Genomic DNA, 18,605 nt, shown 5'->3' with positions numbered 1-18,605 from the left:
CGTCAGCTCGTCTCCGCGCGACGCGCCCGCGCGGCCTCCTCGACCGCCTGGGCGACTGCCTTGGTCGCCTTGGGGTTGAAGACGCTGGGGATGATGTAGGTGGGGTTGAGCTCGTCGGCGGTGACGACGTCGGCCAGCGCGGAGGCTGCGGCCAGGAGCATCTGGTCGTCGATGTGGTCGCTCGCGGCGTCCAGCAGGCCACGGAAGACCCCCGGGAAGACGAGCACGTTGTTGATCTGGTTGGCGAAGTCGCTGCGGCCGGTCGCGACGACCGTGGCGTGCTTGCCGGCCTCGACCGGGTCGACCTCGGGGACCGGGTTGGCCATGGCGAAGACGACCGCGTCGTCGTTCATCCGGGCGATGTCCTCACCGGTCAGGATGTTGCCGGCCGAGACACCGATGAAGACGTCCGCCCCGACGAGCGCCTCCTTGAGGGTCCCGGTCTCGAGGCCGCGGTTGGTCTGGCTGGCGATCCAGGCGAGGTTGCCGTTGTCGCCGCGCATGACGTCGGGCCGCCTCGGGTGGATAACCCCGTCGACGTCGGCGACGAGGACGTCGGTGGCCCCGGCCTGCAGCAGCAGCCGGATGATGGCCGAGCCCGCGGCACCCGCCCCGGACATGACGATCTTGACCGACCTGAGCTCCTTGTCGACCACCCGCAGGGAGTTCTTCAGCGCGGCGAGCGCGACGATCGCCGTCCCGTGCTGGTCGTCGTGGAAGACGGGGATGTCCAGCTCCCGCCGCAGCCGCGCCTCGATCTCGAAGCACCGCGGCGCCGAGATGTCCTCGAGGTTGATCCCGGCGAAACCGGGCGCGATCGCCTTGACCACCCGCACGATCTCGTCGCTGTCGTGGGCGTCGAGGCAGATGGGGAAGGCGTCGATGTCGGCGAACCGCTTGAACAGCGCGGCCTTGCCCTCCATGACCGGCATGGCCGCCAGGGGCCCGATGTCGCCCAGCCCGAGGACGGCCGAGCCGTCGGTGACGACGGCGACCGTGTTGCGCTTGATGGTGAGGCTGCGGGCGTCCTCGGGGTTCTCGGCGATCGCCTGGCAGATCTTGGCCACGCCCGGGGTGTAGACCAGGGAGAGGTCGTCGCGGTTGCGGATCGGCAGCTTGGACTTCACCTCCAGCTTGCCGCCCAGGTGGGCCAGGAACGTCCGGTCGCTGACCCGCCCGATCTCCACCCCGTCGACCTCACTAATGGCCTCGACGACCTCGGCGGCGTGGTCCGTGCCGTAGGTCGCGATGGTCAGGTCGGCCTGCAGCCGCTCGGGGGCCGAGTCGCTGATGTCGACCGCGGTGACCATGCCGCCGACGTCCGCGACCGCGGTGGTGATCTCGGAGACGGCGGTGACGCGGGCCGGCAGCTCGAGACGGACGGTGATGGAGTTCGACACGGACGGGACGGGGCTCATGGCCCCATTGTGGCGCGTCCCGACCCGCGAGAGGTATGCAGCCCGCTCCCGGCGTGCCGCGTCCGCCGGGACCCTGCGGGACGGCTCCGGCTCACCACTCGACGACGACGTCGCACCAGGTGCGCAGGAGCTCCTCGTCGTGGGAGGCGACCAGCACCCCGCACCCGGTGGCGTGCTGGTGCTCGTGCACGGCCCGGACGACCGCGCGGGCGGTGGCCGCGTCGACCATCGACGTCGGCTCGTCCAGCAGGAGGAAGTCCGCGCCCAGCGTGAGGGCCCGGGCCAGGACGACCCGCTGCAGCTGTCCACCGGAGACCTCGTCCGGTCGACGGCCGGCCAGCTCCGGTGCGAGGCCCACCCGGTCCAGCATCCGGGCGACCGTGGTGTCGTCACCGGCCCGCCCCGCCAACCGGGACGGCTCCAGCAGACTCCGGCCCAGCGTCCACCGGGGGTCCACCCCCTGTCGCGGGTCCTGCGGCACGAAGGCGATGCGACGACGCAGGGCGGCGGGCACGGCATACCCCGTGCCGTGGACCGGGCGCCCGTCCAGGCGCACCTGGCCGGCCGAGGGTCGGTGCAGCAGCGCCAGGGCGCGCAGCAGCGTCGTCTTGCCCGCACCGGAGGGGGCCATGAGGCCGGTCGTACGGTCCGGGCGGACCCGCAGCGTCACCCCGCTGCGCACCAGCGTGCCCCGGCCGCGCCGCAGGGTGAGGTCCACGCCGGCCAGGCCGGGGCCCTGTCCCTCGTCCGGCCCTCCGCCCGGGGTGTGCGGTGCTCCCCCGGTGGCCGGCCCTCCGCCGACGGCCGGCCCCTCCCCGGGCGCGGTCAGGCGCTGCCCGGTGGTGGCGTGCGGGGCCAGGCGGTGGGTGGCGCGGCGGGCCCGGGCGATGACCTCACCCACCGGCACGTCCGCGCCACGGGACCGCCCGCCGTCGATCTCGACCACGGCGTCCGCGGCCTCCTCCGCGAGCCGGAGGTCGTGGGTGACCACCAGCACGGCCCGGCCCTCGTCGTGCGCCAGCGCCGTCAGCCCGGCCGCCGCCGCCCGCGCCCGGGGCCGGTCCAGGCCGGTGGTGGGCTCGTCGGCCAGGACGAGCCCGGGGTCACCGAGCAGCGCGAGGGCGTTGGAGACCCGCTGGGCCTGCCCGCCGGAGAGCTGCGAGGGCAGCCGACGCCACCACTGCGGCTCCACGTCGTGGCGGCGCATCGCCGACCGCACCGAGGCCTGCACCTGGCCCGCCGGCACGTGGACCCGCGCCTTCTCGGTGAGGTGGTGGCCGACGGTGAGCACCGGGGTCAGCGCACCCACGGGGGCTTGCGGCAGCCACGCCGCGACGCGGCCCCGCAGCCGCTCCCGCGCGGGCGCGCCCGGGTCGACGAGGTCCACCGGCTCGGCCTCCTCGTCCTCCCACCACCCGTGCCCGCGGACCAGGGAGCCGGTGGGCAGCAGGCCCAGCAGAGCGGCCAGGAGTGTCGACTTGCCCGCGCCGCTGGGCCCGAGGAGCACCACGAGGCGCCCGCGCGGCACCCGGAGGTCCACCTGCTCCAGCACCGTCTGGTGCCCACCCCGACCGTCGGGCAGGGCCACCCCGAGCCCCTCCACCCGCAACCCGCCGACCGGACGCCAATCTGGCGTACCGCCCGGGCCAGCCGTCTGCGAGGCGGGCAGCACGACGTCCCGGCTCTCGGCATACCCGTGGCCGCTCACGAGCGCCCCCACGAGACCGGGCGCAGCCGCTCGCCGAGCACGAAGACGACCAGGCTCAGCGCCACGAGCAGCAGGCCGGGCAGCACCGCCGGCCACCAGTGGCCCGCGAGGACGGCCGTGCGCGACTGCTCGATGATGGTGCCGAGCGAGGCCTGGTCGTCGGGCAGCCCGAGGCCGAGGAAGCTCAGGGCCGACTCGTGCATGATCGCGTGCGGCACCATGAGCACCGTCGCGAGCACCACCCGACCCATGACGTGCGCCAGCAGATGCCGGGAGAGCACCCACCAACGCCCCGCGCCCGCCCCGACGGCCGCCTCGACGAAGCCGACGCCCTCCAGCGCGAGCAGCTCGGCCCGCACCAGCCGCGCGGTCGTCGTCCAGTGGGTCAGGGCGACGCTGAGGATCACGCTGCCGAGGGAGGGGCCGAGCAGGGCGACGATGACGATGCCGAGCACCAGGTGCGGGAGGGCGTTCACGGCGTCGACCACACGCATCAGCACGCCGTCGACGACGCCACCGGCGCGGGAGGCCAACGAGCCGGCGAGCCCTCCCACGACCACTCCGACGACGCTGGAGACGAGGGCAGCCACCAGCCCGACCAGCAGCGACACCCGGGCGCCGGCCAGGCTGCGGGCCAGCAGGTCACGGCCGGCCTGGTCGGTCCCGAAGGGGTGCTCTGCCGAGGGGGGCAGGAAGGCCTGCTCGAAGTCGGCCCGCTGGTCGGCCGCACCCGCGCCGAGCAGCAGGACGACGACGACCACGCCGCCGAGGGCGACCCACCAGGGGCCGGAGCCTCCCCGCGCCACCGCGTGCCGGGTCCCGGCCCAGGGGCGGGAGCGCGCGCCGGCGACCTCGCGCCACCCCTCAGCCGTCACGACGGCCCACCCTCGGGTCCACGACGCGGTAGGCGACGTCCGCGGCCAGGTTGCCGAGCACGACCAGGACGGTCGTGAGGACGGTGAGCGCGGCGAGCAGCGGGAAGTCGAGGCGCAGCGCCGAGTCGACCGTGGCGCTCGCGACCCCGGGCCAGGAGAAGACGGTCTCGACGAGCACGGCTCCGGTGATGAGCTCCGGCACCCGCACCCCGAGGACGGTCACCAGGGGCAGCAGCGCGGGTCGGACGGCGTGCTGGCGCAGCAACCGCGCCGTGGGTATGCCGCGGGCCCAGCCCGCGCGCACCGGCACCCCCGCCAGTGCGTCGCGGGTGGCGTCGCGGACGACCAGGCCGAACCACGGCAGCTGGGACAGCGCCAGGACGAGCACGGGGAGCACGGCGTGCCGCAGCACGTCCAGGGCCTCCACGGAGCCCGAGCCGGGCGAGGTCGCCCCGCCGGTCGGCAGCCACCCGAGCCACACCGCGAAGACCCACACGGCGACGAGCCCCACCCAGAAGGGGGGCGCCGCCTGGGTCGCGAGCAGCCCACCGCCCACCGCCCGGTCCGCCCAGGAACCGGGCCGGGTGCCGGCCAGCCCGCCCACCAGTACCCCGCCGAGCACGGCCAGCACCAGCGCGGCGGACATGAGCCCGAGCGTCCACGGAAGCCGCTGGGCGATGACGGTCGAGACGGGCGAGCGCTGGCTGGAGGACACCCCGAGGTCCCCCTGCAGGGCATTGCCCCACCACGCGGCCCACTGCTGCACCGCGCCGGTGTCGGAGGCCCGGTCCCGCATCGCCTCGAGCGTCGGCCCGTCCATCGTCAGGGCCCGCTCCCCCAGCGTGGCGAGGACCGGGTCGAAGGGGGTGCGCTGCGCGAGCGCGAACATCACGAGGGTGACCACCGCCACGAGGACGGGGAGCAGCAGCAGCCGACCGACGAGGAGCCCGGTCAGCGGAGGGCGGGCCGGGTGGAGCCGGGTCGGCAGCCTCACCCGCCGGCGGTCGTCCACGAGGGGAGGTTCCACCAGGGTCCGCCCTGGAGACCGTGCTCGTGCGGCTCGACGAGCGGCACGTCATACCCGGCCCAGGTGTCGGCCTCGATGACGTAGTCGTGCTCGACGTAGGCCAGGAACACCCAGGGCAGGTCCTGCGCGAGCTGCTCCTGCACGGTGGCGTAGGCCTCGACCCGCTCGGAGTCCTCCTGCGCGGCCCGGCCCGCCTCGAGGGCCGCGTCCATCTCCGCGGAGTCGTAGCCGCCCGGGTTGTCGAAGCCCTGGAAGGCGCGACTGGAGTGGAAGAGGGGGTAGGTCGACAGGTCGGCGTTGTAGGGGTTGCCGCTGCCGTAGACGAGGGCGTCGCTGGACATCCGCGGCTCGATCGCCTCCCAGCTCAGCCCCTCCGGCTCGACCTCGATGCCGAGCTCGGCGGCCTGGGCCTGGACCTCGAGGGCGACGTTCTGGCGCAGCGTGTCGCCGGCCGGGTACATGAGGGTGAAGGCGGCTCGCTGCCCGTCCCGGGCGCGGACCCCGTCGGCGCCCTCGACCCAGCCGGCCTCCTCGAGCCGCTGCTCCGCCGTCCTCGGGTTCGCCTCGACCTCGACGACGTCGGAGTACTCCGGCGCCTCGGGCGGGATCGGCCCGTAGGCCGGACGCCCGGCGCCGGCCAGGGCGCCGTCGACCAGCGCCTGCCGGTCCAGGCCCGTCTGCAGGGCCGTGCGGATGGCGGGGTCGCCGGTCACCTCCCCCTCCTCGGGCAGGACGAGTGCGCGGAAGTCGGCCGTGTCGCGGCGGATGACGTCGTAGGCCCCGTCGTCCTCGAAACGGCCGAGCGCCTGCGTGGGCAGCAGTGCGGCGTCCACCTCGCCGGAGGCGAGCCGGGCGGCACGGGCCGCGTCGTCGTCCACGAAGAGGAAGGTGGCCCGGGTGACCTCAGGCTGCTCGCCCCAGTAGTCGGGGCTGGCGGTGAGCACCAGGCGCTCGCCCGCCCGGTAGCCCTCGACCTGGTAGGGGCCGGTGCCGACGACGTCCTCCGGCGAGGTCGCGTCGACCTGGTCCGCCGGGAGTATGCCGAGGGTGGTCGTGGTGACGAACGCGGACTGCGGGTGGGCCAGGGTGAAGCGGACGGTGCGCCCGTCCACGGCCTCCACCGACTCCAGCGCGGTGAGGTCGGCGGCCACCGGGGAGCCGTTCTCCGGGTCGAGCGCGGCCTCGTAGGTCGCCACCACGTCCTCGGCGTCGAGCTCCTGCCCGTCGTGGAAGGTCACACCCTCCCGGAGGGTGACGGTGTAGGTGAGGCCGTCGTCCGCCACCTCGGGCAGCTCCTCGGCCAGCACGGGCTCGGGCTCGAGGTCGACACCCAGCCGCACCAGCCCCTCGACGATCTTGCCGTCACCCCAGCGCGCGTACCCCAGCACCGGGTTGAAGCTGTCCGGCTCGCCGCCGGTCGCGACGACGACCTCGGTCGCCCGGGAGGAGGTGGCGGCCGCTCCCTCCCGCTCCCCGGACGGGCTGGTGGTGGGGTCGGTGCAGCCGGCGAGCACCAGACCCACGAGGAGGAGGGAGGAGAGCGGCGCGGAATACCTGTTGCGAAACATTCGCATGACGCGACGGTAGCAGGAGGGCAGGCGCATGGAAGAAGGCGAGCGGTGCCCGCGTTGGAACGCCCATGAGCACCGTAGACCTGACCGCAGACACCTTCGAGCAGACCGTCACGGACCACGACATCGTCCTGGTCGACTGGTGGGCCGAGTGGTGCGGCCCGTGCAAGATGTTCGCCCCGAACTACGAGAAGGCCTCCGAGAAGTACGACGACGTCGTCTTCGGCAAGGTCGACACCGAGGACCAGCAGGCGCTGGCCCAGGGCGCAGGCATCAGCTCCATCCCGACCATCATGGCCTTCAAGGAGGGCGTGCTCGTCTTCCGCCAGGCCGGCGCCCTCCCGGCCCGCGACCTCGAGTCCGTCGTGGACCAGGTGCGCGAGCTCGACATGGACGAGGTTCGCGCCAAGCTCGCCGAGGCCGAGCAGGAGCAGGCCTCCCAGCAGGCCTGAGCGAGGAGGCGGCCCCCGCCACCATCGAGCGCGATCCCGCCGGCCCCGCGACGTCACCGTCCTTTCACCCTCGGTGTATAGACGGCGCGGGCCGCCAGTGCCAGACTCGTCCCACGTGTGTGGGGTTGCCACCCGGGCAGACCCGCTGGTGACGAGAGGAAGTTGCCCATGGCGACCCTGACCGTGTGGAAGTTCAACGACCCGGAGCGGGCCCAGCAGATCCGCGCCCAGGTGATCGAGCTGCAGAAGAAGCAGCTCATCAAGGTCCACGACGCCGTCGTGGTCTCCTGGCCGGAGGACAAGAAGAAGCCGAAGACCCAGCAGGCGTTCTCCCCCACCGGAGCGGGGGCGTCGGGTGGCGCGTTCTGGGGTCTGCTCTTCGGCATCATCTTCTTCGTGCCGCTCTTCGGTATGGCGTTCGGCGCCGCCATGGGCGCGCTCTCCGGGTCGATGCGGGACTTCGGCATCAGCGACGAGTTCATCAACACCGTGCGCGAGAAGGTCACCCCCGGAACCTCGGCCCTGTTCCTCATGTCCAGCGACGGCGTCCGCGACCGGATCGCCCAGGAGCTGGGCGACATGGACGGTGAGCTCATCGCCACCAACCTCAGCGCCGAGGACGAGACCGCGGTGCGCGACATGTTCGACTCGGAGGAGTCCGCGGCCGACAGCGGCGAGCAGCGCTGAGCCCGGCTCCCGCAGGAGACAGGCCATCGCCGTGAGCACGACAGCGAGCCCCCCCGACGCCACGTCCGCCGGGGGGGCCTCGACCTACCTCGACTCCGCGGACGGTCGCTCCTTCCGCGTCCGGGGGTCCTGGACCCCGCCGCGGGTCGGGGACTTCCTGCACCTGGAGAGCGGCGGCGCGACGCTGCTGGGCCAGGTCGAGCGGCTGGAGGCCGAGGGCCGGGACCAGCACGTGGCCTCGGGGACCCTGGTGTCCGTCGACGGCCCTCCCCCGGCGCCGGTGCCCACCCCGGTCGAGGTGTCCCCGGCCTCCGACGAGGAGGTCGCCGCGGTCGTCTCCGGGGCGGACCGCCGGCTGCACGTGGGGCGGCTCCAGTCGATGCCCGGCGTCCCGCTCGGGCTCCTCTCCCGCAAGCTCAACCGGCACACCTTCTGGTGCGGGCAGAGCGGCTCGGGCAAGACCTACGCGCTCGGCGTCCTGCTCGAGCGCATCCTCACGGCCACCGACCTGCCCGTCCTGGTCCTCGACCCCAACAGCGACTTCGTGCACCTGGACACCACGGTGCCGACGGCGGACCCGCAGGAGTCGCGTGCCCTCGCCGACCGGGACGTGCAGGTCCTGCGCCCCGACAGCCAGGAGCGCCCGCTGCGCATCCGCTTCACCGACCTCAGCGCGCGGGCCCAGGCCGCGGTGCTGCGCCTGGACCCGGTCGTCGACCGGGTGGAGTACAACGCGCTCCTGCAGCTCGCGGCCTCGTTCGAGGAGCGTCACCTCGCCGACGTCCTGCCCACCCTGAACCAGGCGGACACGCCGGAGGCCGTGATGCTGGCCCAGCGTCTGGAGAACCTGGGGCTGCTGGACTGGCGCACCGTCTGGTCGGACCACACCACGTCCGCCACGGACGTCCTCGACCGTCGTCCGGCGGCGACGGTGCTCGACCTCGGTGGCTACGACGAGCAGGAGGAGCAGCTCGCGGTGGCGTTGGGTGTGCTCGACCACCTCTGGCAGCGACGGTCGCAGCGACGCCCGCTGCTCATCGTGGTCGACGAGGCCCACAACCTGTGCCCGCCGCAGGCCGAGACCCCGCTGGGGGTAGCGGTGCGTGACCGCCTGGTGCAGATCGCGGCGGAGGGCCGCAAGTACGGCCTCTGGCTGCTGGTCTCCACGCAACGACCGTCCAAGGTGCACCCGGGGATCGTCACCCAGTGCGACAACCTGACCCTGATGCGGATGACCTCACGCACGGACCTCGAACAGCTGGCCGGCATCTTCGGACACGTGCCGGAGGACATGCTGCGGCGCGCCGCCCAGTTCCGGCTGGGCGAGGCGCTCGTCGCCGGCACCTTCGTCCCCCGGCCGACCCTCGTGCGGATGCGCGACCGGGTCACCGAGCAGGGCGGCTCCGACGTGTCCGTACCCCTGCGGGACGAGGACCCGGCGGTGGAGTCGCCCCCGCATCGCCCCACCACGGGCGAAGGAACGGTGTCCTGAGTCGGGTCACCTGTGGTCCCGGAGTTCGAGGGGTGGACCGTCCTGGACACCCACCCGAGAGATGCCGTGTGCGGTCGTGGCCCCCACAGGGCCACCGGCGCACACGGCATCGCCTCTCAGCCCCCGGCCGGGCTCAGTGCCCCGCCCGGACCGGCTGCCCCGGGAACGCCCCTTCGTCCAGCTCGCCGTCGCGGACCACGAGCTCGCCGTGCACGAGCAGGTGCCGCACCCCGGTGGAGTGCCGGGTCGGGTCGGTGTAGCTCGCGCGGTCCGCGACCTCCTCCGGGTCCAGCACCACCACGTCGGCGTCCGCCCCGACCGACAGGTGGCCCTTGCGGGCCGCGGCCGGGCTGACCTCGGCCAGCACCTGCGCCGGCAGCCAGCTGCAGCGGCGGAACGCCTCCACCCACGACCAGGCACCCAGCTCCCGCACCATCAGCCGCAGGGCCTTGGCGAAGGTGCCGCTGGTCCGCGGGTGGGTGCTGCCGCCCGGCGGCAACGGCCAGCGCCGCGACTCCCGGACGCCGTCCGGCCAGAGCACCGGCATCGCGTCGCTGGCCACGATGGCGTCCGGGAAGGCGAGGGCCCGCTGCAGGAAGGCCAGGTCCGCGGGCTCGCGCTCGTCCAGGAACTCCACGATGCAGGCGTGCCCGGGGTCCTCGCGGCGGACCTGGCGCAGGTGCGCCTCGTCCCGGATCCGGGTGCCCTCCGGCAGCAGCACCAGGTGGGTGGGGCCCAGGCCCCACACACCGAGCCGTTCGGGCGCCAGGAAGGCCGCGCCGATCCCGGTGCTCCCCGCACCGTAGGGGTAGGCCTCGACGGTCACCGCCGAGCCCTCCGCCCGGGCCGAGGCCAGGGTGTCCAGCACCCGGTCCAGGTGCCGGCGGGAGGTGCTGTTGACGTGGCAGTGGTGCATCCGGGCACCGGTCTCGGCGGCGGCGACGACGATCTCGGAGCTGCCGTCGACCGGGGTGCTCGGGTCCGCCGCAGCCAGCTCCCGGACGTGGGTGAAGGTCGGCACCCCCGTCTCGGCCGCCAGCCGGGCCACCGCGGTGAACTCCGCCGGGTCGGTCCGCGGGGCATACCCCTGCAGGATGCCGATGCCCAGCGCACCGTCGGCCACCTCGGCCCGGAGCAGCTCCATCCACCGTCCCAGCTCGGCCGGTGAGGACGAGCGCTGCCAGTCGGGCTCGCCGAGCATCCCGAGCGAGGAGGTCAGGTCCAGGGTCGGCTGCCAGCCGAGCAGCACCACCGCCCGGGCCTGGCCCCAGGAGGCCGAGAAGCCGAAGTTCAGCGGCCTCCCCTCGTCGGCGGTCTGCCGGTAGGCGAGGTCCACCGGCATCAGCCCGCCCTCCAGCTCCAACGCCGTGGTGACGCCGTCCATCGCCTGCAGCCGTTGACCGGCGACGGAGTTGACGTGGCTGTGCAGGTCGACGAAACCGGGCCCCACGACGCAGCCGTCCACGTCCAGCACCTGGGCCCCGTCGGGCACCGGCAGCCCGGGACCGACCGCGTGCACCCGGCCGCCGGCCAGGTGCACGTCGACGACCCGCTCGTCACCACGGGCCGGGTCGGCGACCCTCCCCCCGCGCAGCACGACCTGCGCGGGGGTGGTGGACGCCGTCACCCGACCGGCAGCCGCCGGGCCAGCCGGCCGCCCATGTGCACACCGGACACCGTGCCGTCGGCCTCCCGGACGAAGGTGCCCTTCATCCCGCTGGCCGAGCCGCTGGTGGCGACGAACTCGTCGTCGTCCACCATGCCCAGCGTGATCGGCGGCTCGACGAAGTCCTCCCGGCTGGCCCCGAGCGAGTCCAGGAAGGACTGCTTGGGCTCCATCATCACCGAGAGGGCCTTGTCGGCGAGCGAGACCTCGACGGTCAGCGCCACCGTGTCGTAGCTGCCGACGTAGGCCTGCAGCTGCTCCGGGTCACGGTCGACCGGCACCGGCGTGCGCGGCGTCAGACCCAGGAACTCCTCGCGCACCCGGCGCACCACCGCGTTGTTGAAGACGGTGCCCGGCCCGGACGCGTTGGTGGTGCTGGTGATGCCGAAGCCCCGCTCGGGGATCATGGTGAACGCGGACTCCTGGCCGATGGTGCTGCCACCGTGCGCGACCACCCGGGCCCCGTCCAGGTCCTCGAGCATCCAGGAGATCCCGATGTGGTCGCCCAGCGCCGAGCCCTTGACGGTCACCGTGGGCTCCTGCATCCGGCGCAGTGACGCGGCCTCCAGCACCCGGGTGCCGTCCGCGGCGGTGCCGTCGCCCAGGTGGAAGTGGATCCAGCGCACCAGGTCGCCGGCGTCGGCGGTGATCCCGCCGGCGGGTGCGCTGCCGCGCGGCATGTTCCAGGGCCGGGCGATCGCCATCGTCTCCCCGGCCGGGACGTGCCCCACGGCGAACCGGTGCGTCATCACGTCCTCGGGCAGGAACAGGCTGTGCTCCATCCCCAGCGGGGCGAAGATCAGCTCGCGCATCGCCTGCTCGTACCCGCTGCCGGTCACCACCTCGATGATCCGGCCGGCCACCGACAGCGCGGCGTTGTTGTAGGACATCCCGGCCCCGACCGGGAACTCCTGCTGGGCGTCCGCGAGGCCGCTGACGAACCGGGCGAGCGCGTCGTCACCGCGGTCCCGGACGTCGCCCATCCGGTCCCCGGACCAGCCGGCCGTGTGGTTGAGCAGGTTCAGCACGGTGACCTGCTCGGAGGCCTCCTCGTCGGCCACGGCGAAGTCCGGCAGGTAGCGCCGCACCGGCGCGTCCAGGTCCACGTCACCACGGTCGACCAGCCGCATGACGGCGGTCGCGGTGAACGTCTTGCCGGTCGAGCCGAACTGGAACAGGGTGCCCGCGTCGACGGGCAGCGGGTGCTCCACGCTCGTCACCCCGTGGTAGGCGAAGTGGTCCTCGCCGTCGAGCACCATCCCCACGGCGACCCCGGGCACGCCCGCCTTCTCGGCCTCCTCGGTGACGATCTCCTGCAGTCGGTCCTGGGTGCTCATGATGCGTCCTCTCCTGCGTCCTGCTGGGTGGCGGGGGCGGTCATCGGGTTGGCCCGGACCCCGTAGTGCACGTACCTGGTGCCGTTGTCGAGCTGGTAGAAGGTGATCGGGAGGTGGGTGTCCATCCCCGGTGGCGTCGCCGCGTAGAGGCTCTCGGACACCGGGACCAGCGGCCACCGCTGCACCGCGCTGTCCGGCTCGAGCTCGGCCATCGCCCCGCGCATCGTCTGGGTGATCATCGGCGTGCCGTCCTCGACCGAGATCTGCGTGGTCAGCGAGGCCCGCTCGTAGGTCCCCAGCCAGGGGGTCAGGTCCAGCTCCGGTCCGTCCTCCGGGGGAGCGAAGGCAGGAGGCATCCGGACCCCGCGCAGCTCCTCGAAGAGCTCGGTGAACAGCTGCTGGTAGAGCTCCCGGGTGCGCCCCCCGTTGGTCAGCAGCGCCACCGCGAAGGCGTCGTCGGCATCGCCGTCGGTGCCGGGCAGGATCCGCAGGAAGGCGTTCTGCCCCAGGGTGGTCCCGTCGTGCCCGAGCAGCCGGTGCCCGCCCCAGTCGAAGCGGATCCAGCCCAGCCCCCACGAGTCGCCGCCGAGCGTGTGCGGGTCCGGCACCGTGGCCTGGTGCTCGGTCATCCGGCGCGCGGACTCCTCGGTCAGCAGCCGTTCCCCGTCAGGGGCGACGCCCCCGGCCAGGTGCGCCCGGGCGAAGCAGAGCAGGTCGTGGACCCGGCTGGTGATCAGCCCGGCCGGCCCCATGGAGCGCGGCAGCAGCAGCTGCGGGGTCGGGTGCGGGGCCTGTCCCGGGGTGCCGATGTGCCCGATCGCCGCGGCGTGCAGCATCGTCTCCTCGGGCAGCGTCGTGGTGTGGCTCAGCCCGAGCGGCTCGATGATGCGGCTGCGCAGGGCCTGGTCCCAGGTCTGCCCGGTCAGCCGCTCGATGACGGCACCGAGCACGACGTAACCGGAGTTGCAGTAGGACCAGGTCGCCCCGACCGGGTGGTTCTGCCCGATCGTGGCCGTCTCCGCCAGGTAGCGGGCGACGCAGTCGTCACCCCGGCCGGTGTCGGTGAAGACGTCACCGTCCATCCCGCTGGTGTGGTTGAGCAGCTGACGGACGGTGATCTCGGCGGCGGCGGCCTCGTCCACCAGGGTGAAGTCGGGCAGCACCTCGGCGACCCGCTGGTCCAGCTCGAGGCTTCCCTCGTCGACCAGCTGCATCACCAGGGTGGCGGTCCACACCTTGGAGATGGAGCCGATCTGCCACAGCGAGTCGGGGGTGGCCGCCGCGCCGGTCTCGGTGGACAGGACACCGGCGGTGACCTCGGTGATGGCACCGCCGCGCAGGATCCCCAGGGAGGCACCCGGCACCTGGTAGGTGGCGATCAGCTCGGTCAGCCGGTGCCGCCAGTACGCGCTGTCGGCCGGGGTCGTCGAGGTGGGCCTCCGGGTGGCCTGCTCGGTGTCGGACGGTGTGGTCTCGGTGCTCATGAGGGCTCCTTCTCGGCGGGTCGGGGGTCGACGTGACGGGTCAGCCACTCGACGATCCGGAGGGTGTAGTCCCGCCGGTGCGAGGGTCGCCCGTTGAGGATGAAGAGGTGCGAGGCTCCCGGGTAGAGGACCAGCTCGGGACGCTGACCGTGGGCGCGCAGCGCGGCGAACCACATCTCCGCCTGCCCGGCCGGGCAGCGTTCGTCCTCGGCACCGTGCAGGATCAGCGTGGGCGTGCGGACCTGGTCCACGGCGTTCATCGGGGACTGCTCCCACAGCCGGTCGTGGTCCAGGGAGCCGTGCTCCAGGGCGATGGTGGGGTGGCCGACGTCGGAGGCGAGCATGCTCACGGTGTCCGCCACGACCCCTCCGGCGACCGCCGCCGCGAACAGGTCGGTATGCCCGGTCAGCCAGCAGGTGATGTAGCCGCCGTAGCTGTAGCCGGTCAGCGCCAGCCGCGCGGGGTCGGCCACCCCCTCCTCGACGAGCTGCGCGAGCGGCTCGAGGAAGTCGGCCTGGTCACCGAATCCCCAGCGGCCGACGTTGGCCAGGAAGAAGTCCTCGCCGTAGCCGTCGCTGGCGCGGGGGTTCAGCAGCAGCACCGACCAGCCCTGCGCGACCAGCATCTGGTGGTAGACGTGCGCGGCGTCGGCGGTGGGGCTCCACGCGTTGTGCGGCCCCCCGTGCACGTCCAGCAGCAGCGGGGTGGGCCCGCTGACCCCGTCGGGCCGGAGCAGGAAACCGTGCACCGTCCGTCCGTCGGAGACGGGGAAGAAGCGCTCCTCCGGGCGGCAGGGCGCCAGGCCCGGCACCGAGTCGGCGGTGTGCGAGGTGAGGGTGGTGCGGCTGCCGTCCCCGAGGTCGAGCAGCTGGATCTCGCCGTAGCTGCTCCCGTCGGCCACCACGAGGGCAGCGACCGGGGCCCGCGCCGCCAGGGACAGCCCGGAGACCTCGGTATGCCCCTCGCTCGCCACCGCCACCGGCTCGGCCCGGACGCGGGCCCCCGGCGCCCACGCCGGGATCCGGTAGAGCCCGGTCGCCCCCTGGTCGCGGGCGCAGAGGAGGAGGTCGCCCGTGACGCTCACCTGCGGCAGCCCTCCCGGGTATCCGGGGCCGCCGGGCATCACGTTGCGGTCGAGCGTCGCGGTGAGCGAGGTCAGGGTGCCCCCGACCGACTCCAGCACGTACAGGTGCCCCAGCCCGGGGTCGGCCCGTCCGACGGTCAGCAGCCGGGAACCGTCCGGGTGCCAGTCGGCGAGCACGACCATCGCGTCCTCGGGGGTCAGCCGGCGCAGCTCCTCCTGCGGGCGGGGTCCGTCCGGGGTCGTCACCGGGACCTCGTAGGCGGCGCTGGACAGGCTCAGGTCGGCGTCCTCGCCCAGCGCGGCGCAGGCGACCAGCCGGTCGCCGTCCGGGTGCCAGCGGGGCGGGCCGAGGTCGGCATGCCCGGTGGTGAGCCGGCGGCATCGACCGGGCCCGGGGCCGGCGTGACTGTCGGTGCCGAGCTCGAGGACGTGCACCTGGGCACGGGCGGACCGTGCCCACCCGGCCCCGTCGCTCTTGTAGCCCAGCCGGTCGATCACGACCGGTCGGTGCGCCCCCGCACCCTGCTCCTCCACCGCCCCCGACTCCTCGTCGACCGGGGCGGTGAAGGCGATCGAGGACCCGTCCGGGCTCCAGACGGCCGCGCCCGCACCCGAGGCGAGACCGGTCAGCACGGTCACCTCACCCGGTTCGTCCAGCGGCAGCAGGTGCAGCTGGGGCACCCCGTCGACCGGGCGGAGGAAGGCGAGCCGGCTGCCGTCGGGGCTGACCCGGGGCGCGCTGTCGTGCCGGCCGTGGGTCAGCGCCCGGGGCGCGGTCCCCGGGGCCGCGATCCACAGCCGGCTGACGTCCTCGTCCGCCTCACGGTCGACGGTGGTGACCACGTAGACGACCGCGCGGCCGTCCGGCAGGACCGCCGGGTCGCTGGGCCGTTGCAGCCGTTCGACGGCGGCCAGGTCGGGCAGGGTGGTCATGTCGCCTCCGCGGGCTGGGGGTCACGAGGACGGGGGGACGGCAGGTCGACGGGCCCGCCGGGGAACCAGCAGGCCGCCTGGTGGGGGCGGTCCCGTGCCCCGGGCGCCGGGTCCTGCTGGGCGCAGATCTCCCGCCCGGCGACGACCGCGGGCCCCTGCGGGCAGCGGGGGTGGAACCGGCACCCGGTCGGTGGCGCGTGCGGGTCCGCGGGTTCGGTGTCCTGCACCTGCGGGGGCAACGAGCTGTCGGCCAGTGAGGCCCCCACACGGGGAGCCGTGGACAGGAGCAGGCGGGTGTAGGGGTGCTGCGGGTCGGCCACCAGCTGGGCGGTCGGCCCGACCTCGACGATCTTGCCGAGATACATCACCGCGACGACGTCGCAGACGTAGCAGACGACCGCGAGGTTGTGCGAGATGAACAGCATCGACAGGTCCATCTCGGCGCGCAGGTCGCGGATGAGGTTCAGCATCGCGCCCTGCACCGAGACGTCCAACGCCGAGGTGATCTCGTCGGCGATGATGACCTCCGGTCGTGCCGCGATGGCCCGGGCCACCGAGACCCGCTGTCGCTGCCCACCCGAGAGCGCGGCGGGCATCCGCCCGGCGAGCCCGGGATCGAGGTGCACCAGCTCCAGCAGCCGCATCACCTCCGCCTCCCGCTCGCGGCGGGGCACCGCCCCGGCCACCCCCAGCGCCTCCGTCAGGCTGGCCCGGACGCTCATCCGGGGGTCCAGCGCCGCCACCGGGTCCTGGAACACCATCTGCACCGGTCGTCTGCCACGGCGGGGAAGCGGTCGACCGCTCGCGGTGATGCTGCCGCCGGTCAGGGGAGCCATCCCGATCGCGGCCCTGGCCAGGGTGGACTTGCCCGATCCGGACTCCCCCACCAGGCCCACCACCGACCCGGCGGGCACCTGCAGGCTCACGCCGTCGACAGCTCGCACTGCCTGCGCCCCGGTGCCGTAGGTCACGGTCACGTCGCGGAAGTCCAGGGCCGCGGTCATGAGGTCTCCTCGACGGGGTGGTGGCACGCGACAGCGCCGGAGCCGGCGGCGTACCGGACCAGGGGCGGCTCGATCGTGCAGGTGGTGTCGGCCCGCGGGCAGCGGGGCGCGAAGGGGCAGCCGGTCGGCAGTGCTGCCGGGTCCGGGGGGCGGCCCGGGATGCTGCTCAGCCGCTCGTCGCGGGGCGTCTGCATGGTGGGCACCGCCTCGACCAGGGCGCGGGTGTACGGGTGACGGGCCCGCTCCAGGTCGGCGACCGGCAGGTCCTCGACCACGCGACCGGCATACATCACCAGGACCCGGTCGCAGATGCTGCTGACCACCGAGATGTCGTGCGAGATGAGCAGCAGCGCCGCACCGGTCCGCTCCCGGGTCGACTGGATGACCTCCAGCACCTGCTGCTGGACCGTCACGTCGAGCGCGGTGGTCGGCTCGTCGGCGATGATCAGCCGCGGGTCGCCCATCAGGCCCATGGCGATCATCACCCGCTGCCGCATCCCGCCGGACAGCTCGTGCGGCAGCTGCCGGGACCGGCGCTCGGCCGCCGACATCCGGACGGCGCGCAGGCGCTCCACGGCCCGGGCGCGGGCGTCCCGCCAGCTGCTCCCCTGGTGCTCGGTGGCGACCTCGGCGAGCTGGTCGCCGGCGCGCATCGTCGGGTTCAGGGAGCTCATCGGGTCCTGGAAGACCATGCTCAGCGAGGTCCCCAGCCGGGTCCGCTCGGTGGCCCCGAGCCGGCCCCGCAGGTCCATCCCGTCGAAGGTCAGCCGCTGGGCGTCCACCCGCACCGGGTCGTGCGTGAGCCGGGAGATCGCGAGCGCGGTGAGGCTCTTGCCCGACCCGGACTCGCCGAGCACGCCCACCGCCTCGCCGGGTGCCAGGTCCAGGTCCACCCCCCGGACGGGTCGGATCAGGCCGTCGGCGGTCGGGATGCGCACCGTCAGGTCCCGCACCGAGAGCACCGTGCCAGGGGCGTCGTCGGACGACGTCGAGAGGCGGGGTCCGGCGTCCGCGGGGACGTGGGCGGGGACCTTGCGGTGCACCCGAGCTCGACCGCCCACGGTCTGGGCCGCGAACTCGCCGGCGAAGTTGAAGGCGAGGCCGCTGACGACGATGGCCAGGGCGGGCCCGAGGGCGGCCGAGGGGTTGGTGTAGATCGAGTTGAGACCCTCCGAGAGCATCCGCCCCCAGTCGTAGGCCGGCGGCTGGACGCCCAGCCCCAGGTACGACAGCCCGGCGAAGGCCAGGAGCGCGGACCCCGCTGCCACCGTGCCGTTGACGATGAGCGGTTCGGCGAGGTTCGGCAGCACGTGCCGGACCAGGATCCGGACCCGGGAGACCCCGAGGGCCCGGGCTGCGGAGACGTAGTCCTGGCTGGTGACGGAGGCCGCGAGGGTCTGGGTGAGGCGGGCGAACCCCGGCGCCATCGCGAAGCCGAGCGCGAGCACCGCCCCCCGGGGGCCGACCCCGAAGATCACCGCGAAGAACAGCGCCAGCAGCAGGCCGGGAAAGGCCACCGCGATGCCGATCATCATGGCCAGGAACCGGCGCAACCGCCGTCCGGACATGCTCGCCACCGCCCCGACGAGCACACCGAGCACCATCCCGATGGCGGTCGCGGCGACCGCCAGACCGATGGACAGGCGGGCCGCCACGAGCACCCGTGCCAGGATGTCGCGCCCCAGCTTGTCCGTGCCGAAGGGATGCGCCGCGCTGGCCGGCTGGTCCAGGCTGGTGAAGTCGTTGGTCTCCGCCGCCTCGCCCCAGATCACCGGCCCGAGGAGCGCCGTGCCGAGGACGAGCGTGCCCGCCAGGAGCGCTGCCACGGCCAGGGGGTTGCGGAGCGTGTCCGACACGCGCCGCCCC

At 73.9% G+C, this 18,605-nt stretch carries 14 protein-coding genes; 3 read left to right on the top strand and 11 right to left on the bottom strand.

Translation table 11 applies throughout. The features are described from left to right. Positions 1–2: 2 nt before the first annotated feature. The 5 genes from Q0795_RS05900 to Q0795_RS05880 all read right to left on the bottom strand — a co-directional run bounded on the left by Q0795_RS05900 (position 3) and on the right by Q0795_RS05880 (position 6,596). Positions 3–1,418, bottom strand: coding sequence for an NAD-dependent malic enzyme (locus Q0795_RS05900; protein ID WP_298887873.1), 1,416 nt, complete (start codon positions 1,416–1,418; stop codon positions 3–5). 91 nt (positions 1,419–1,509) lie between these two features. Beyond that, positions 1,510–3,126: an ATP-binding cassette domain-containing protein gene (locus Q0795_RS05895; protein ID WP_298887871.1), complete on the bottom strand. Its 1,617-nt coding sequence runs from the start codon at positions 3,124–3,126 to the stop codon at positions 1,510–1,512. Then, positions 3,123–4,001 carry an ABC transporter permease gene (locus Q0795_RS05890; RefSeq protein WP_298887869.1) on the bottom strand — a complete coding sequence of 293 codons (879 nt, stop codon included), beginning with the start codon at positions 3,999–4,001 and terminating at the stop codon, positions 3,123–3,125. The genes Q0795_RS05895 and Q0795_RS05890 overlap by 4 nt, the downstream gene beginning before the upstream one ends. After that, the gene (locus Q0795_RS05885) at positions 3,991–5,013 is read right to left on the bottom strand and encodes an ABC transporter permease (protein WP_298887867.1); all 1,023 of its coding nucleotides are present in this window, start codon (positions 5,011–5,013) and stop codon (positions 3,991–3,993) included. Before Q0795_RS05885 ends, Q0795_RS05890 begins: the two co-directional genes overlap by 11 nt. Next, entirely contained in the window at positions 4,992–6,596 is a 1,605-nt protein-coding gene (locus Q0795_RS05880; protein WP_298887865.1) for an ABC transporter substrate-binding protein, read from the bottom strand. Before Q0795_RS05880 ends, Q0795_RS05885 begins: the two co-directional genes overlap by 22 nt. 71 nt (positions 6,597–6,667) lie before the next feature. On the opposite strand from Q0795_RS05880, the gene trxA reads away from it, so the two are divergent. The 3 genes from trxA to Q0795_RS05865 all read left to right on the top strand — a co-directional run bounded on the left by trxA (position 6,668) and on the right by Q0795_RS05865 (position 9,230). Further along, positions 6,668–7,051, top strand: coding sequence for a thioredoxin (gene trxA, locus Q0795_RS05875; RefSeq protein WP_298887864.1), 384 nt, complete (start codon positions 6,668–6,670; stop codon positions 7,049–7,051). A 168-nt stretch (positions 7,052–7,219) separates the two neighbouring features. Beyond that, positions 7,220–7,738, top strand: a complete 519-nt coding sequence (locus Q0795_RS05870; protein ID WP_298887862.1) for a DUF1269 domain-containing protein — start codon at positions 7,220–7,222, stop codon at positions 7,736–7,738. A 31-nt stretch (positions 7,739–7,769) separates the two neighbouring features. Then, positions 7,770–9,230 carry an ATP-binding protein gene (locus tag Q0795_RS05865; RefSeq protein WP_298887860.1) on the top strand — a complete coding sequence of 487 codons (1,461 nt, stop codon included), beginning with the start codon at positions 7,770–7,772 and terminating at the stop codon, positions 9,228–9,230. A gap of 133 nt (positions 9,231–9,363) precedes the next feature. Here Q0795_RS05865 and Q0795_RS05860 read toward each other — a convergent pair whose 3' ends face one another. Genes Q0795_RS05860 through Q0795_RS05835 form a run of 6 tightly spaced genes read right to left on the bottom strand, consistent with a single transcriptional unit; the run spans position 9,364 to position 18,595 of the window. Further along, complete coding sequence (locus tag Q0795_RS05860) at positions 9,364–10,857, bottom strand: amidohydrolase family protein (protein ID WP_298887859.1); 1,494 nt, start codon at positions 10,855–10,857, stop codon at positions 9,364–9,366. Further along, on the bottom strand, positions 10,854–12,233 hold the full coding sequence (locus Q0795_RS05855; RefSeq protein WP_298887857.1) for a serine hydrolase: 1,380 nt from the start codon (positions 12,231–12,233) through the stop codon (positions 10,854–10,856). The genes Q0795_RS05860 and Q0795_RS05855 overlap by 4 nt, the downstream gene beginning before the upstream one ends. Next, complete coding sequence (locus tag Q0795_RS05850) at positions 12,230–13,717, bottom strand: serine hydrolase (protein WP_298887855.1); 1,488 nt, start codon at positions 13,715–13,717, stop codon at positions 12,230–12,232. The genes Q0795_RS05855 and Q0795_RS05850 overlap by 4 nt, the downstream gene beginning before the upstream one ends. Continuing rightward, a complete protein-coding gene (locus tag Q0795_RS05845) occupies positions 13,714–15,735 on the bottom strand; it encodes a S9 family peptidase (protein ID WP_298887853.1) in 2,022 nt (673 codons plus the stop codon). Before Q0795_RS05845 ends, Q0795_RS05850 begins: the two co-directional genes overlap by 4 nt. Further along, positions 15,732–16,739: an ABC transporter ATP-binding protein gene (locus Q0795_RS05840; RefSeq protein ID WP_298887851.1), complete on the bottom strand. Its 1,008-nt coding sequence runs from the start codon at positions 16,737–16,739 to the stop codon at positions 15,732–15,734. Before Q0795_RS05840 ends, Q0795_RS05845 begins: the two co-directional genes overlap by 4 nt. Beyond that, entirely contained in the window at positions 16,736–18,595 is a 1,860-nt protein-coding gene (locus Q0795_RS05835; RefSeq protein ID WP_298887849.1) for a dipeptide/oligopeptide/nickel ABC transporter permease/ATP-binding protein, read from the bottom strand. Before Q0795_RS05835 ends, Q0795_RS05840 begins: the two co-directional genes overlap by 4 nt. Positions 18,596–18,605: the final 10 nt, after the last annotated feature.

It is taken from the genome of uncultured Serinicoccus sp. (assembly GCF_947487915.1).
GTDB lineage: Bacteria > Actinomycetota > Actinomycetes > Actinomycetales > Dermatophilaceae > Ornithinicoccus.
Note: the sequence above shows the minus strand (reverse complement) of the source record. Positions and strands in the feature narration are given on the sequence as shown.